The organism is Enterobacter cloacae complex sp. 2024EL-00227, assembly GCF_043945315.1.
GTDB classification, from domain to species: Bacteria; Pseudomonadota; Gammaproteobacteria; order Enterobacterales; family Enterobacteriaceae; genus Enterobacter; species Enterobacter roggenkampii.
The window spans coordinates 224,265-240,220 of record NZ_JBIMQP010000008.1; the positions used below are offsets into that span (position 1 = coordinate 224,265).

Sequence of the window (15,956 nt, forward strand, 5' to 3'; positions counted from 1 at the left end):
GGAAAAATAAAAATTAATTAGCAGCTTTTTTAATCGCTGCCACAGCAGCTTTAAGAACACCTAAACCATCAATCTTGCCGTACAGCCCCGAGTCGATCACTTCGACCGGTTTATTGGGTAACAGTCGTTGAATTTCGGGCAACATATAGGCAATTTGCGGTCCCAGTAAAACAACATCGGCTGTCTGACCTTTTTCGCCCGCCAGCGTTTCCGGGAACGCTTCGATCACCACAGGGACTTCATACTTTTCAGCCTGCGCACGCATCTTTGACACCAGAAGCGAGGTTGACATGCCCGCTGAGCAGAACAGGTAGATATGTTTCTTTTCCATCGTAATTTCCCTCTTGTATGACTACCTGCCGTCGCGTTCTCACTCGACTCGCTGTCCCGGCAGACAGGTAGTTTGCGTACTGTTGTTTATCGTTGGAGTGAGTATACGCAATGGTACAGACAGGGGATAATTCTGAACAGACTCAAATTGTCTCTCATTGACCTGGCTTGTTGACTACCCTCACATTTCGGGCAAATAATTCGCGAAAAGAAATAAGATTTTCCGATGCATAAAAAAACCGGCCTCAGGGCCGGTTTGTTAACATCCTCAGGCGAGCAGGGTGACTACGCCTTAGGTGCCTGCGGGTCAGTATCGTATTCAGCACAGGTCTGATAGCCGGAGTTGATCACATGACCGGTATCATCCAGGGCGACAAAGTAGGTTTCTGCCTTACCATCACGTTGACCCAGGATGTAGGTCTGGCAGGTGCCTTTCGCATGAATCATGGTGACTTCGGAAGAAGGTTTACCGGCAATCGCAGCGACCTGCGAACGGGTCATCCCTTTTTTGACATCTTTTACTACGGGCTGCGTAAACTGATCCTTGGTGCGATCGTAAGCCGTACACCCTGCCAGCATAGTCAGTACCGCCGCTGCGCTAAGAATTCCTGCTACGTTCTTGTTCATATTCCGTCCTCTTGTTTATCAGCGTGTTATCTAAGCATGGGATAAAAAGTACTATTGTTCAACTTTGTGCGTTACGCCAGACGAATTTCGGAAAATTCTAATAAAACAACGATAACCTGCTAAAACGGCGTAAATTAGCGCACTCGAAACTGTGATCCTTGTCGTTTTACGTCCAAAGGGTTAGTTTTAACAGTTAACACATTCTGTTTATGGAGAGCGTGATGACTCTGCAACAAGAGATTATCCAGGCGCTGGGCGCGAAGCCTGCGGTAGATGCAAATGAAGAGATCCGCCGCAGCGTGGATTTTTTAAAAGCGTATTTAAAGAAGAACTCTTTCCTGAAATCTCTGGTGCTGGGCATCAGCGGCGGCCAGGATTCAACGCTGACCGGTAAGCTCTGCCAGATGGCAATTTCAGAGCTGCGCGAGGAGACGGGAGATGAAACCCTGCAATTTATCGCCGTGCGTCTACCATATGGCGTACAGGCGGACGAGCAGGATTGCCAGGATGCAATCGCCTTTATTCAGCCTGACCGCGTGCTGACCGTCAATATTAAAGGCTCCGTCCTGGCAAGCGAGCAGGCGCTTCGCGAAGCGGGCATTGAGTTAAGCGATTTTGTTCGCGGCAACGAGAAAGCCCGCGAGCGCATGAAAGCGCAGTACAGCATTGCCGGGATGACCAAAGGCGTCGTGGTCGGCACCGACCATGCGGCCGAAGCGATCACCGGCTTCTTCACCAAGTACGGCGACGGCGGCACCGACATTAACCCGATCTTCCGCCTGAACAAGCGTCAGGGTAAGCAGCTGCTTGCCGCGCTGGGCTGTCCTGAGCATCTGTATAAGAAAGCGCCGACAGCGGACCTTGAAGACGATCGCCCTTCCCTGCCGGATGAAGCGGCTCTTGGCGTCACCTACGACAACATTGATGATTATCTGGAAGGCAAAAAGCTGGATGAAGGCACCGCAAAGATCATCGAAGGCTGGTATCTGAAAACCGAGCACAAGCGCCACACGCCAATTACGGTGTTTGACGACTTCTGGAAATAAACGCAAAACGGTAACCCCGTTTTGTAGGCCGGGTAAGGCGTCGCCGCCACCCGGCTCTTTTTTAACCAAACCCTCTCTGCTACACTGTATGCCTGAACAGTATATGGAGCAGTATGTGAGCAGGCGTCAATCCGCCCCGCGTCTTGAGTTTGAAGCGGCGGCTATCTACGAATATCCCGAGCACCTTCGCCCCTGGCTTGAAGCATTGCCTAAACAGCCGGGCGTGTATATCTTTCACGGTGAAAGCGACACGCTGCCGCTTTACATCGGCAAGAGCGTTAACATTCGCAGTCGGGTATTATCCCATCTGCGTACCCCGGACGAGGCCGCCATGCTGCGCCAGTCGCGACGCATTACCTGGTTCCAGACGGCGGGAGAAATGGGCGCGCTGTTGCTGGAGGCGCGGTTGATAAAAGAACAACAGCCGCTGTTCAACAAGCGCCTGCGCCGCAACCGTCAGCTCTGCTCCCTGCAGATCAACGAGGGCAAGCCGCAGGTCGTCTACGCGCGCGACGTCGATTTTTCTCATGCCCCGAATCTCTATGGGCTGTTCGCCAATAAAAGAGCCGCACTCCAGGCGCTGCAGACGCTCGCGGACGAGCTCCAGCTTTGCTACAGCCTTTTGGGCCTGGAGGCGACCACGCGCGGACGCGCCTGTTTCCGATCCGCGCTGAAGCGCTGTGCCGGTGCCTGCTGTGGGAAAGAGAGCGTTGAGGCGCACCACGCCCGGCTCCTCGCCGGTCTGGCGGCCATCAGCGTGAAGTGCTGGCCCTGGGAAAGCGCCGTTGCGCTAAAAGAAGTGGGTGACGCGATGACCCAATATCACATCGTCAATAACTGGCTCTGGCTGGGCGCTGTCGACGATATCAACGACGCGGCAACCCTGCTGCGCACGCCCGCCGGATTTGACCACGATGGCTACAAAATTCTCTGTAAACCTGTGCTGGCCGGTAAGTTTGAAATCATTGAGCTCAATGGCCTGGCAGCCACGTGATTTCGCTGAACAATAAGGTACCCTGAGCCTCCAGCAGACGCAGCGTATGGGTACCCTCCTCCCAGCTGGCGCCCTGATCGGCCGTCAGCAATTTATCACCCAGCTGCCACGCCCCGCTTAACACAAACACCACGCCCCCGCGTGTGCCAAAGGTGGTAAAGGTACGGTCAGCCACGCGCACCTTCGCCCGGCAGCAGTCGCGACGGGTCATGATGTTGAAGTCCATCGCCATCCGCCCATCGGACAGCAGCGCTTTCACCGGCAGGTCGCCGGCAAAGCTGTAGGGCTGATGGTGCTTCAGGGTATGGAAGAACGCCTGGCCCGCATCCAGCGTCACCTCCCCGCCTTCCAACAAGGTAATTACCCGATCGACGCCGGGAAAAGAGGAAAATTCGCCGTTGCTGGCGATAGTCGCGATACTGGCGCGCCAGTGAAAATCGCGCGTTGCGGGAGGGAAACAACAAATCTCACGCGTTTCACCCGCACCATTGCGCCAGAGGCTGACCGGCATCTTACGGATATCAAAGAACTCCATCACCACTCCTGAATGGCACAACCCGTGCCAGGGCAAGGATATTGCTATCGTTGCTGTCTTGTTTGTTATCGTTAGGTATTCACAACACAGTATCGGCAGCAGAGCGGGCAGGCCTTAGCGGAACGTTAATAAAAATTCTAACGCCATGACTCTACAAACATTCTCTGATGCGACTACAGGAGCATACCGCGCTGGCGGCGGCAGACAAGAGGGCAGGAAAGAAAAACCGCCGGTCCTGTCCACAGCGATTGCGCTTTTGTGGACAGGATCCCGGCGGTCTTAAGAGAGTGAACCGATTATTCGGTTGGTGCTGGCATTTTACCTTCCATCGCCGGACGTTCTGTCAGACGCTTCTCAAAATTCGCATTAAATTGTTTTTTCTGTTCCGGGGTCAGAATGTTGTAGATCTTGTTCTGGGTTTCCAGGTGAGCCAGCATGCGGGCTTTGTGCTGCTCGGCCATTTTGTCGATCTGCGCTTCGGCTTTCGCCTTGTCGAAGCTGTCGCTGGCGATGATGTCATGCATGGCACGACGCTCTTCCAGCGGCGGACGTTTCATCTGGTCGCGTTCGCTTTTCCGGATATCGCGGATCTGCTGTTTCTGTGCATCCGTCAGGTTGAGATCCTTAAACATCATCATCTCGTTGTGCATACCCGGGCCTTTATGATGCATCATCATTTTGCCTTCAGCAGGCGCGGCAGCGGTGGTGGTCGCAGTATCTGCGGCGAACGCCATGCTGGTAGCGCCCAGAGCCAGGGTAGAAGCAACAAACAGTGCAGTAAACTTACGCATAATTTATTTCCTTTCTTTCAGTTATTCTTCGGCGCTATGCCGTGTTGACGAGATTAACTTTACGGGGTTTATCGTCAATTAGTCAGAGCAACAGTAAAACAATGAAAGTGTAAAAAACAAATTTTCGCCAAATGTGGAGGAAATAAGGATAAAGCGTGGAGAGTTGCAACCAAAAATATTCAATACGATGATTTTAAAGCGATTTAGCAGAAGTATAACGGAGTGAAGGTGAATAATAAAGCAATTCACCAGGAATATTCTGCAAAACACGTTCACGCGCTTTAATTGCTAAGAAACGGTATTTAACTTCCCCTCCCGGATGATGAGAGGGGAAAGGTTCAGGATATTTTTTCCAGCATCAGCCCGGCCCGCAGGCCAAACGCGACGGTTGGGTTAGGGAATAAAACATACTCGGTGGTTTTCTGCACCTCGTAACGTTCCTCCCCATCCTCGGCCAGCAGCGCCCCTTTGCGGAACGGGGTGAAGTTGAGGGTGTGTGCGGCCATGTGGAGCAGGAAGGCATCGCTGCGGCGCGTGATCTGCTGTACGACCCGGTAACGCTCAACGGTCTGATGCGTAGGCTCGGGAGCCGACCCGCCCAGCAGCGCCCGCAGGGCGAGATGCGTTGGCGCAAAGCGGGTGAGATCGTTTTCCCCAAACGGCAGCGCTTTCCCCAGCTCCAGCGTACAGGACAACGCACCAAAGTGCTCACAGGTGAAGTGCGTAAAGGTTCCGCCCGGCGACTGGTGAAACACCAGCGCCTCCAGCCCGGCATCTCCCAGCCAGCTCAGAAAACCTTCCTCCCACGGCTGATTGCGCTGCGGCAGCACGCCGAAGCGGACATGGTAGGACGCGCGGATGGCCGTATGCAGATCCAGATGCCAGCGCACGGGACCCGCAGCGGCAAAGAACGCGGTCACCACGTTCTCCAGCCACGCCGCCCGCGCCGTTTCGTCACTCTGCGGAAACTGCGACCAGCGCCCGCCGAACATGCGGTTAATGTCGCTCACCAGATACCGTTTATTTTGCGCCAGCGCAGGGGGATTGCCGAGCACCACCAGCACGCGGCACTTCAGGGCAATTTCATTGCGATACAGCGCGCGCAGCAGCAGATCGACAATCTCAACGGGCGCCGTTTCATTCCCGTGAATGCCCGTTGAAAGCAGCAGCGAGAGATCGCTCTTTGCGGTCGGCGTCAGCTCAAGCACCCCGCGCCCCAGCCACCGCCAGCGAAATGAGGGGCCATCCCCCTCTTTCTGTTCCGGCGTTTCATCGGCCAGGGTCAGCGCCAGTAAATTTTCCATACCCACTCCTTTAGCGCTGGAACGGATAAACCGATCCCAGCTGCAGGATTGTCGACAACGCGTCCAGCGCCTCGCGACCTTCGCGCAGAAGCTGCGGGTCAACCAGATCGGCCTGCGTTAGACGGTCGCGATAGTAGCGATCGACCCAGTCATTCAGGCGCGTAAAGAGCGTATCGTTCATCATGACCGCCGGGTTAACCGCCTGCATTTCGTCCTGAGTCAAGACCACGCGCAGACGTAAACAGGCTGGACCACCGCCATTGGCCATGCTTTCACGCAGGTCAAACACGCGCAGTTCGTCAATCGGGTTATCCGCCTTCACCAGCTCGGTCAGGTAGCGCCATACGCCCTGATGCTCCCGGGACTCCTGCGGCAGGACCAGCATCATGCTGCCGTCATCGCGGCTGAGCAGCTGGCTATTGAACAGATACGTTTCAACCGCGTCCTGCACGCTCACCGCCTCCGTTGGCACCTGGACAGGCGTGAAGCCGCGCACGCGCTCATGCAGCGTGGCGAGCAGCTTTTCCTGATGGGCAAACGCCTGCTCGTGGCAGAACAGCACCTGGCGGTTGGAAACGGCAATCACGTCGTTGTGGAACACGCCCTGGTCGATCACATGCGGGTTCTGCTGGGCGAAAATCACCTGGGAAGGATTGACCTGGTTCAGGCGGGCAACGGCCTGGCTGGCTGCCAGCGTCTGACGCGCAGGATAACGGGTTGGCGCGGCGTGGCCCCCCTCTTCGCGCCCGTAAATAAACAGCTGCAGACCCGGCTCGCCATAATCGCCCCCCAGGCGGTTATGGTTGGCCGCGCCTTCGTCGCCAAACATCGCCACCTGCGGCAGGGCCTGATGCACCTCGAAATGGGCGTCCTGGTTGAAAATGGCGCGCAGCACGCGCTCGGTGGTTTCCGCTTCGGTGGCGCGGTGAAACTTGTTATTCAGGTTCGCTACCGTCAGGTGGACTTTGCCATCCAGCGTATCGGCTGACGGCGCGACGGTGGCCGCGTTGGCGACCCACATCGAAGAGGCGGAGCTTGCCGCCGAGAGCAGGTGCGGCGTCTGCGTCCCCGCTTTTTCGACCACCTGCTCATCGGTACCGCTAAAGCCGAGCTGACGCAGTACCGCCACGTTCGGACGCTCCTGCGGCGGGATCACCGCCTGCGGGAAACCGGCATCCGCCAGCGCTTTCATCTTAAGCAGCCCCTGCTTCGCCGCCAGCTTCGGGTTGGAAACCTGAAAACGGTGCTTCGTGGAGGCTTCATTACCAAAAGAGAGACCGGCGTAGTGGTGCGTCAGCCCCACCAGCCCGTCAAAGTTGACTTCACGCGCTTTCATGACGGTCCCCTCCGGTAAAGTCCAGCCCCGGATTAAGCGTTTCCGGCAGCGTCAGCGCCGGGGTTTCCAGGCTCGCCATCGGCCAGGCACAGTAATCGGCGGCATACCACGCGCTGGCGCGATGGTTGCCTGACGCGCCCACGCCGCCGAACGGCGCGGTGCTCGCGGCCCCGGTGAGCGGTTTATTCCAGTTCACAATCCCGGCGCGCGCTTCCAGCAGCAGTTGGTCAAACTTCTCGCGATACGGCGAAATCAGCCCGCTCGACAGACCGTAGCGGGTGTTATTGGCCATCGCAATCGCCGCATCGAAATCGTCATAGCGCCAGACGCACAGCAGCGGGCCAAAGACCTCTTCATCCGGCACGTTGCTCGCGCCACTCATCTCAACGATGCCCGGCGTCAGGAGCGAGGCACCCGGCTGAACCTGTTTCGGCTCGAGCAGGGTTTTCGCGCCGCGCGCGACGTGGTCCTGCCAGGCCTTCAGCACGTTCAGCGCGGCCTGTTCGGAAATCAGCCCGCCGATAAACGGCTGCGGATCGGCATCCCACGCGGCTGGCACCAGACGCGCGCTCACCTCAACCAGACGTTTGAGGAACGCATCCCCCTGCGCGCCCCGTTTCACCAGCAGGCGGCGGGCGCAGGTGCAGCGCTGTCCGGCGGTAATAAAGGCGGACTGAATCGTCAGGTGCACCGCGGCGTCAATATCATCCGGGTCTTCCACAATCAGCGGGTTGTTGCCGCCCATCTCGAGAGCAAGGATTTTTTCCGGCTGCCCCGCCAGCTGGCGATGCAGCTGATAGCCCGTCCCGGCGCTGCCGGTAAACAGCAGGCCGTCGATATCGCTCAGCGCGCTCAGCGCCTGGCCGGTTTCGCGTCCGCCCTGCACCAGGTTCAGCACGCCCGGCGGCAGGCCAGCCTGTTCCCACAGCTTAACCACCGCCTCGCCAGTGAAGGGCGTTAGCTCGCTCGGTTTAAAGATGACGGTATTGCCCGCCAGCAGCGCGGGCACAATGTGGCCATTCGGCAGATGCCCCGGGAAGTTGTACGGACCAAACACCGCCAGCACGCCGTGCGGACGGTGGCGCAGCGTGGCCGCGCCGTCCGGCATCTCGGTGTGCTGTTCGCCGGTGCGGGTGTGGTACGCCTTCACCGAAATGGCGACTTTGTTGATCATCGCTGTCACTTCGGTTGCCGCTTCCCAGCGCGGTTTACTGGTTTCAGACGCGATGATGCGCGTCAGTTCGGCCTTATTTGCCTCCAGCAGCCCGGCAAACTTTTCAACAAGCGCCTGGCGCACGGCGAAAGGCTGTTTTGCCCACGCCGGGAACGCGCGGCGAGCGCCATGGCAGGCTTGTTCCACCTGCGCGGCGCTGGCGTCGTTCCCCTTCCAGAGCACCTCTTTTCCTACCGGATTGGTCTTTACGCGCTGTTCGCCTTCGCCCGTGACCCAGTCACCGTTAATCCATAATGTCATGCTGTTTTCTCCTCAGGGCAGAGACGCACCAGGCGAACCTTATCGCCGGCGTTACATTTCAGGGCATCCAGTTCTGCAGCCGTCAGCACCAGACGTTCACATTTCGGGTTGGTCCGCACCAGCATCGCACGGAAGTTGGCGTAATTTTCGTTCGCCACCAGGCATGCCGGCCAGTCGCCCGGCGCGGGCTGGCCTTCAGAGACCTCAACCAGCCGGCTCTTACGGATCGCGCGTACGCGGTCGATATCGCACTCAAGCGTAGGCCCACCGTCAAAGATGTCGACATAGTTACGGTAGCGGAAGCCCTCTTTCTCCAGCACCGCGCGGGCAGGCGCGGTTTGCGGATGCACTTCGCCGATCACCGCCTGCGCTTCCGGGCTGAGGAAATGGGTATAGATAGGATGCTTCGGCATCAGTTCGGCAATAAAGGCTTTCTGACCCGTGCCGCAGAGATAGTCCGCCCGGCTGAACTCCATCGAGAAGAAGCGCTCGCCCAGGCTCTCCCAGAACGGTGAATAGCCGGTGTCGTCGATCACGCCGCGCATCTCCGCAACCACCTTTTCGTTAAAGCGATCGCGGAAGGCGGCCATAAACATAAAGCGCGATTTGGAAAGCAGGTAGCCGTTGCCCTCCTTGCGCCACGCCGGGTCGAGGAACAGCGTGCAAAGCTCGCTGGCGCCCGTGTGGTCGTTGCAGAGGAACAGCGTCGGCAGCGCGTTATAGACGTTCAGCTCTTTCGAGGCATGAACCATGGTGCCGACGCGGTAGTTGTACCACGGGTCGTTAAGCCCGACGGCCACTTCAATGGCGCAGATCCCGGCCACGGTCCCCGTGTCGGTGTCTTCCAGCACGAACACATACCCCTGTTCGCTTTTTGGCAACGTCCCCTGCCAGGTTTGAAGGGCGCGCTCAATGCGCGCCGACAGCGTTTTTTCATCGGCAGGAAGCGAGGTCAGCCCGCCTCCCGTCTTACCGGCAAGCTGCATGAGCCCGGCGAGATCGCCGCGCTCAACGGGACGGATGACCATCATGATGACACCCCGGATTTCACCTTTTCACACGCCAGCGCAAAGCGGTCCAGACCGGTTTGCACCTCTTCCTCGCTGACAATCAGCGCGGGAGCAAAACGCACGACGTTGGCACCGGCAATCAGCACCATCACGCCCACTTTTGACGCTTCCTGTGAAATAAGTTTAGCTTTTCCGGCAAACTCAGCGGTGAGCTCGCAGCCGATTAACAGCCCCAGGCCACGAATTTCTTTAAACAGGCCAACCTTGCCGTTGATGGCATTCAGGCGCTCAACAAACCAGTCGTGGCGCTGCTTAACGCCCTTCAGCACCTCAGGGGTATTAATGATGTCGAGCACCTGACCGGCAACGGCGGTGGCCAGCGGGTTGCCGCCGTAGGTGGTACCGTGGGTGCCGACGGTCATCACGCTGGCGAATTTATCGGTAGTCAGCGTTGCGCCAATCGGGAAGCCGCCGCCCAGCGCTTTGGCGGTCGACAGCACGTCCGGCGTGACGCCGTAGTGCATATAGGCATACAGCTCGCCGGTGCGGCCCACGCCGGTCTGGACTTCGTCGAAAATCAGCACCGCGTTATGACGATCGCACAGCTCGCGCAGCCCCTGCAGGAATTCTTTTTTCGCCGGAAGCACGCCGCCCTCGCCCTGCATCGGCTCGACGATCACCGCACAGGTGGTGTCGTTAATCAGCTCGCTGGCAGACTGCAGATCGTTATAAATACCGTGACGGATATCCGGCGGCAGCGGTGCGAAATCCTGCGAGTAGGAAGGCTGGCCACCCGCGCTGACGGTAAAGAGCGTGCGTCCGTGGAAGGCATTTTTAAACGCCACGATACCGCTCTTGTGGGTACCAAACTTATCGTGCGCATATTTGCGCGCCAGCTTCAGCGCCGCTTCGTTGGCTTCCGCCCCCGAGTTACAGAAAAAGACTTTTTCGGCAAACGTCGCGTCGATTAGTTTTTTGGCCAGGCGCAGCGCGGGCTCGTTGGTAAAGCCGTTGCCGGTATGCCAGAACTTCGCCGCCTGGTCATTGAGCGCCTGACGCAGCGCCGGGTGCGCATGCCCCAGCGCGTTCACCGCAATCCCACCGGCAAAGTCGATATACTCTTTACCCTGCTGATCCCACAGGCGCGAGCCTTCCCCACGAACCGGAATAAAAGCCGCCGGAGCGTAAACCGGCATCATCCATTCATCGAAATTTTCACGCGTAATTGACAGAGACATAGCGACCTCATCCGGTAAATAAAAGGTTATTTGAATGTTAAATAATTGAGTGTTTGCACTGTGAATGTAGATTGCAGCCTTCGTGCCAGCCAGCGATAAAAATGCATAAACGGGTTGAGAGAACAGAATATCAATAAGTTACAACATAGAGTTATTCACTATTAGTGCATAAAAAGTGAATATTTTTACGACAAGCGGCGCTTTGCCGTATGAAAATCAGAAAGAGTATGCACAGGCCAAATATAATTCTGGAATTGTGATCGCTCGCGAAATTTATCGGCCATTTACGCCCTCTTTGGGGGCGAAGCGCGTCAGAATGGTGCAAATATTGCACCACCGGCATTATCTGTCGCAGTTATTGGTCGAACCCGGTAACAGTTGACGCAAATTCTGCTACCATCCTTGCACTATTCACCTTGCACTGGCAGCGACTATGAAATTTGTCTCTTTTAATATCAACGGCCTGCGTGCCCGCCCTCATCAGCTTGAAGCTATCGTTGAGCAACATCAGCCAGATGTGATCGGCCTGCAGGAGACAAAGGTTCACGACGACATGTTCCCCCTCGAAGAGGTGGCGAAACTCGGCTACAACGTCTTTTATCACGGCCAGAAAGGTCACTATGGCGTCGCGCTGCTGACCAAAGCGCCACCGGTTTCCGTGCGTCGCGGCTTCCCGGGCGACGGTGAAGAAGCACAGCGTCGCATTATCATGGCGGAAGTCCCTTCTGCGATCGGCAATATCACGGTCATCAACGGCTATTTCCCGCAGGGTGAGAGCCGTGACCATGAGACCAAATTCCCGGCTAAAGCGAAGTTTTATCAGGATCTGCAGGACTACCTGACCACCGAACTCAAAAAAGAGAATCCGGTGCTGATCATGGGCGACATGAATATCAGCCCGACGGATCTCGATATCGGTATTGGCGAAGAGAACCGCAAACGCTGGCTGCGCACCGGCAAATGCTCCTTCCTGCCGGAAGAGCGTGAGTGGATGGAGCGCCTGCTGGGCTGGGGCCTGGTGGATACGTTCCGCAATGCCAACCCGGAAACGCAGGATCGCTTCTCCTGGTTTGATTACCGCTCCAAAGGCTTTGACGACAACCGCGGCCTGCGTATCGATCTTCTGCTGGCCAGTTCCCCGCTGGCCGAGCGCTGCATCGAAACCGGGATCGACTACGACATCCGCAGCATGGAAAAACCGTCTGACCACGCGCCAGTGTGGGCTAAATTCAAGCTGTAATGACGCGTGAACCTTTCAAAAACACTCTTCCTGTGCGCCCTTCTGGGCGCCTTTATTCTGGCGTTTATCATGCTTCCGCCGGGAACCCTCTCCCTGGAAGGGATTAAAACGCACCAGCAGGCATTACTCTCCTATGTCGACCACGCGCCGCTGCGCAGCGCGCTGATCTTCTTTGCGGTCTATGTGGCGGTCTCCGCCCTCTCGATCCCCGGCGCGGCGATCCTGACCCTGCTGGGCGGGACGTTGTTTAGCCTGTGGGAAGGCACCGTGCTGGTCTCGTTTGCCTCCACGCTTGGGGCCACGCTGGCGATGCTCGCCAGCCGCTATCTTTTGCGCGACTGGGTGCAACGGCGGTTTGCCCGGCAGATGAGTACGGTGAATACCGGCATGGCGCGCGACGGCGCGAACTTTCTTTTTGCCCTGCGCCTGATGCCGCTGTTCCCGTTTTTCCTGGTGAATTTGCTGATGGGGCTGACCCGCATGGGAGTATTTCGCTACTGGTGGGTCAGCCTGCTCGCCATGCTGCCCGCGACGGTGGTCTTTCTCAACGCCGGGCGCGAGCTGGGAAAAGTGACCTCGCTGCGCGATATTTTGTCGCCGGGCATGCTATTCGCCTTTACACTACTGGGGTTATTGCCGTTGGTCACCCGCCGGCTGTTTTCCCGTTATCTCCCGTCTGCTAAAAAGTGAGGCATTATGCGCCGTGTGCGTTTTTGCGCGTTTCTGACCGGGCTGCTGCTGGCGGCCCCTCTGTATGCCGCCGACGGCTGGCAGGCCATTCAGCAACAGGCCAAAGGCCAGACCGTCTGGTTTAACGCCTGGGCCGGCGATCCGGCGGTCAACCGCTATCTGGAGTGGGTCAGCGGCGAGATGCAAACGCACTATGCCATTACCCTTAAAATTGTCCCGCTGGCGGATGCTGCCGACGCGGTAAAACGTATTCAGACCGAAGCCACCGCGGGGCGTAAGACCAACGGCTCCGTCGACCTGCTGTGGGTTAACGGCGAGAACTTCCGCACGCTGAAAGAGGCAAACCTGCTGGAGACCGGATGGGCGCAGACGTTGCCCAACTGGCGCTATGTTGATAGCCGCAAGCCCGTCACGGAGGATTTTGCTATCCCCACAGACGGCGCGGAATCGCCGTGGGGCGGCGCGCAGCTGACCTTTATCGCCCGCAAAGCCAGCATGCCGACGCCGCCTGTGGATCCTCAGGCGCTGCTGGCTTACGCGCAGCAGCATCCGGGCAAGATCAGCTATCCTCGCCCGCCCGATTTTACCGGCACGGCATTTCTTGAGCAGCTGCTGATGACGCTAACCGCTCACCCGGAGGCGCTGCAAAAGGCCCCCGATAGCACCTTTGCCGAGGTCACGGCCCCGCTCTGGGATTATCTGGACACGCTCCACCCGCTGCTGTGGCGCGAAGGGAAAGATTTTCCCCCTTCTCCTGCACGGATGGATGCCCTGCTTGCCAGCGGCAGCCTGAATCTGTCGCTGACCTTTAACCCGGCCCATGCGCAGCAGAAAGTGGCGAGCGGCGAACTGCCCGCCGACAGCTATAGCTTTGGTTTTCAGGGCGGGATGCTCGGCAACGTCCATTTTGTGGCGATTCCGGCCAACGCCAGCGCGAGCGCGGGGGCGAAAATGGTCGCCAATTTCCTTCTGTCGCCGCAGGCGCAGATCCGCAAAGCTGACCCGGCCATCTGGGGCGATCCGAGCGTGCTGGATGCGAAAACGCTGCCCGAAGAAGAAGCCAGACAGCTGCTGGCCCACACGCCTCAGGGGCTGCCGAAGGTGCTTGCCGAGCCGCAGTCCGCCTGGGTGAACGCGCTGGAGCAGGAATGGCTGCGTCGTTACGGCACCCGCTGAGCGGGCTCGTCTGGCTGGCGATGGCGGTGATTTATCTGCCGATCCTGCCCGCCGGCGCCATGCTGCTGGCCCCGGCGTTTTCGCTGACAAACTGGCAGCGGCTGCTGAACGATCCGCAGCTCCCGCAGGCGGCCGTCGCCACGCTGGTCTCAACGCTCATCGCCACGCTGGGGGCGTTGTTCATTGCTCTTCTCCTCGTCAGCCTTCTCTGGCCCGGTAAACGCTGGCGACGTCTCACAACCCGTCTGCCGTGGCTGCTGGCGATCCCCCATGTGGCGTTCGCCACCGGCGCGCTACTGCTGTTTGCCGAGGGCGGACTGTTTTATCAGGTCTGCACCGTCTGTTCGCCGCCGTTTGACCGCTACGGCGCCGGGCTGGGGCTGACGCTTGCGGTCAAAGAGAGCGCGTTTGTCCTGTGGGCCATTTATGCCGTACTGCCGGAAAAACGGCTCGCGCAGCAGAAGATCGTCCTGCATACGCGCGGCTACGGGCGTTTTCAGACGCTGAGCTGGCTGATTCTGCCAGCTATCGCGCCCGTCCTCGGGGCAGTCATGCTGGCGGTGCTGGCATGGTCGCTGTCGGTCGTGGACGTGGCGATCGTTCTCGGGCCCGGCAACCCGCCTACCCTGGCCGTGCTGGCCTGGCAGTGGTTAAGCCAGGGCGACGCGCAGCAGCAGGCAAAAGGGACGCTGCTGTGCCTGCTTCTCCTTCTGCTGCTGGCCGCGCTTGCCGCTCTGGGATACGGACTCTGGAAGGCATGGGTTCGCACACTTGCGGACCTCACCGGAACGCGTCCCCGGTCGCAGCGCGTCCTGCCTGAGCGGGCACTGAGCGGGTTTCTGCCCGCCTGCGGCGTCCTGTGCGCCGCGGTACTGCTGATGCTGGCGCAACGGGATGACGTTGGCCCGGTGGGAACCAGCCTTTCCTTCGGTCTGCTTTCAGCCCTGATTGCCCTGGTCGTCGGGTTACTCTGGCTGGAGTGGGGCCCGCAGCGCGGCACGCTGTGGGTATGGTTACCGCTCGCCCTTCCGGCCCTCCCGCTCGTCACCGGCCAGTATGCCATTGCGTTGCACCTGGGCATCGACGGGCACTACGCCGCCGTGCTCTGGAGCCACCTTCTGTGGGTATTGCCGTGGATGCTGCTGGTACTGCAACCCGCCTGGCGACGGATCGATCCCCGGCTTATCCTCACCGCCAGAACCCTCGGCTGGCGGCGGACAAAAATCTTTTTACTGCTGAAATGCCCGCTGCTGGTGCGCCCTGCGCTACTGGCCTTTGCCACCGGCTTTTCCGTCAGCATGGCGCAATACATGCCGACGCTGTGGCTGGGCGCGGGGCGTTTCGCCACGCTGACCACCGAAACCGTGGCGCTCAGCAGCGGGGGCAGCATCCCGATTCTCGCTAACCGGGCGCTGGGATTACTGCTGGTCACGGGCTCGGTGTTTGGTGCTGCTGCCCTGCTATCCCGGCTCGCGGGCCGCTACCGACAAGGGTTACGTTAATGCTGAAGGTAAAAAATCTCACCATCGAACCGCTTTTCCGCGAGGTCAGTTTTTGCGTGCCCCGCGGGGAGATCGTCACCCTGATGGGGCCGTCCGGCAGCGGAAAGTCGACCCTTTTTGCCTGGATGGTCGGCGCGCTGTCAGACGATTTCCAGGCGCGGGGCGAACTGTGGCTCGACGCGCGTCGCTGCGACGCGCTTCCCGTGGAGTCCCGCGGGCTGGGTATTCTCTTTCAGGATGCGCTGCTGTTCGACCAGTTCAGCGTCGGGCAAAATTTGCTGCTGGCGCTGCCCGAGCGCATCGCCGGGCGCGCGCGTCGGGAGGCGGTCGCGCAGGCGCTGGATTCCGCCGGGCTGAGCGGCCATTACGCCAGCGATCCGGCCACCCTCTCCGGCGGGGAGCGTGCCCGGGTCAGCCTGCTGCGGGCCCTGCTCGCGGAGCCGCAGGCGCTGCTGCTGGATGAACCGTTCAGCCGCCTCGATAAAGCGTTACGGGCCACGTTTCGGGCATGGGTATTTGACGCCGTCCGCGCGCGCAATATTCCGGCGGTGCTGGTCACGCACGATGAGGACGATATTCCACCCGGCGGCGAGCTGATTGAGATTTCTCGCTGGCAATAATGTGCTAACGCAATGTTTTCCGTTTCGGGAGAGACGACAATGC

The 15,956-nt window shown here is 58.9% G+C and carries 16 protein-coding genes; 7 read left to right on the forward strand and 9 right to left on the reverse strand.

Annotation, left to right across the window (positions count from 1 at the left end):
* Positions 1-13: 13 nt before the first annotated feature.
* Both chbB and osmE read right to left on the reverse strand, forming a co-directional pair.
* Positions 14-331 (reverse strand): PTS N,N'-diacetylchitobiose transporter subunit IIB, encoded by a 318-nt coding sequence (gene chbB / locus ACHH0Z_RS15830; protein WP_008500676.1) that lies wholly within the window; start codon positions 329-331, stop codon positions 14-16.
* A 284-nt stretch (positions 332-615) separates the two neighbouring features.
* Entirely contained in the window at positions 616-957 is a 342-nt protein-coding gene (gene osmE / locus ACHH0Z_RS15835) for an osmotically-inducible lipoprotein OsmE (RefSeq protein ID WP_008500677.1), read from the reverse strand.
* Positions 958-1,178: 221 nt separating this feature from the next.
* On the opposite strand from osmE, the gene nadE reads away from it, so the two are divergent.
* Both nadE and cho read left to right on the forward strand, forming a co-directional pair.
* A complete protein-coding gene (gene nadE / locus ACHH0Z_RS15840) occupies positions 1,179-2,003 on the forward strand; it encodes an ammonia-dependent NAD(+) synthetase (protein ID WP_008500678.1) in 825 nt (274 codons plus the stop codon).
* Positions 2,004-2,106: 103 nt separating this feature from the next.
* Positions 2,107-2,997, forward strand: a complete 891-nt coding sequence (gene cho / locus ACHH0Z_RS15845; protein WP_172955643.1) for an excinuclease Cho — start codon at positions 2,107-2,109, stop codon at positions 2,995-2,997.
* Here the strand turns inward: cho and ves are convergent.
* The 7 genes from ves to ACHH0Z_RS15880 form a co-directional block, all read right to left on the reverse strand.
* Positions 2,975-3,532, reverse strand: coding sequence for an environmental stress-induced protein Ves (gene ves / locus ACHH0Z_RS15850; protein WP_021241069.1), 558 nt, complete (start codon positions 3,530-3,532; stop codon positions 2,975-2,977). The genes cho and ves overlap by 23 nt on opposite strands.
* A gap of 296 nt (positions 3,533-3,828) precedes the next feature.
* Entirely contained in the window at positions 3,829-4,323 is a 495-nt protein-coding gene (gene spy / locus ACHH0Z_RS15855) for an ATP-independent periplasmic protein-refolding chaperone Spy (RefSeq protein ID WP_008500682.1), read from the reverse strand.
* Between the two features lie 338 nt (positions 4,324-4,661).
* On the reverse strand, positions 4,662-5,627 hold the full coding sequence (astE, locus tag ACHH0Z_RS15860; protein WP_045406305.1) for a succinylglutamate desuccinylase: 966 nt from the start codon (positions 5,625-5,627) through the stop codon (positions 4,662-4,664).
* Between the two features lie 10 nt (positions 5,628-5,637).
* Positions 5,638-6,963 carry an N-succinylarginine dihydrolase gene (gene astB, locus ACHH0Z_RS15865; RefSeq protein ID WP_045406307.1) on the reverse strand — a complete coding sequence of 442 codons (1,326 nt, stop codon included), beginning with the start codon at positions 6,961-6,963 and terminating at the stop codon, positions 5,638-5,640.
* A complete protein-coding gene (astD, locus tag ACHH0Z_RS15870; protein ID WP_045406310.1) occupies positions 6,950-8,437 on the reverse strand; it encodes a succinylglutamate-semialdehyde dehydrogenase in 1,488 nt (495 codons plus the stop codon). The genes astB and astD overlap by 14 nt, the downstream gene beginning before the upstream one ends.
* Positions 8,434-9,468 carry an arginine N-succinyltransferase gene (gene astA, locus ACHH0Z_RS15875; protein WP_008500686.1) on the reverse strand — a complete coding sequence of 345 codons (1,035 nt, stop codon included), beginning with the start codon at positions 9,466-9,468 and terminating at the stop codon, positions 8,434-8,436. Before astA ends, astD begins: the two co-directional genes overlap by 4 nt.
* Positions 9,465-10,685: an aspartate aminotransferase family protein gene (locus ACHH0Z_RS15880; protein WP_045406313.1), complete on the reverse strand. Its 1,221-nt coding sequence runs from the start codon at positions 10,683-10,685 to the stop codon at positions 9,465-9,467. The genes astA and ACHH0Z_RS15880 overlap by 4 nt, the downstream gene beginning before the upstream one ends.
* 433 nt (positions 10,686-11,118) lie before the next feature.
* Here ACHH0Z_RS15880 and xthA point away from each other — a divergent pair, with 433 nt between their 5' ends.
* The 5 genes from xthA to ACHH0Z_RS15905 all read left to right on the forward strand — a co-directional run bounded on the left by xthA (position 11,119) and on the right by ACHH0Z_RS15905 (position 15,913).
* Positions 11,119-11,925 (forward strand): exodeoxyribonuclease III, encoded by an 807-nt coding sequence (xthA, locus tag ACHH0Z_RS15885; protein WP_008500688.1) that lies wholly within the window; start codon positions 11,119-11,121, stop codon positions 11,923-11,925.
* Positions 11,926-11,994: 69 nt separating this feature from the next.
* Positions 11,995-12,615, forward strand: coding sequence for a TVP38/TMEM64 family protein (locus ACHH0Z_RS15890; protein ID WP_391524572.1), 621 nt, complete (start codon positions 11,995-11,997; stop codon positions 12,613-12,615).
* Positions 12,616-12,630: 15 nt separating this feature from the next.
* On the forward strand, positions 12,631-13,791 hold the full coding sequence (locus ACHH0Z_RS15895) for an ABC transporter substrate-binding protein (RefSeq protein ID WP_045406343.1): 1,161 nt from the start codon (positions 12,631-12,633) through the stop codon (positions 13,789-13,791).
* Complete coding sequence (locus ACHH0Z_RS15900; RefSeq protein ID WP_395149546.1) at positions 13,764-15,293, forward strand: thiamine ABC transporter permease; 1,530 nt, start codon at positions 13,764-13,766, stop codon at positions 15,291-15,293. Before ACHH0Z_RS15895 ends, ACHH0Z_RS15900 begins: the two co-directional genes overlap by 28 nt.
* Positions 15,293-15,913 carry an ATP-binding cassette domain-containing protein gene (locus tag ACHH0Z_RS15905; protein WP_008500693.1) on the forward strand — a complete coding sequence of 207 codons (621 nt, stop codon included), beginning with the start codon at positions 15,293-15,295 and terminating at the stop codon, positions 15,911-15,913. Before ACHH0Z_RS15900 ends, ACHH0Z_RS15905 begins: the two co-directional genes overlap by 1 nt.
* Positions 15,914-15,956: the final 43 nt, after the last annotated feature.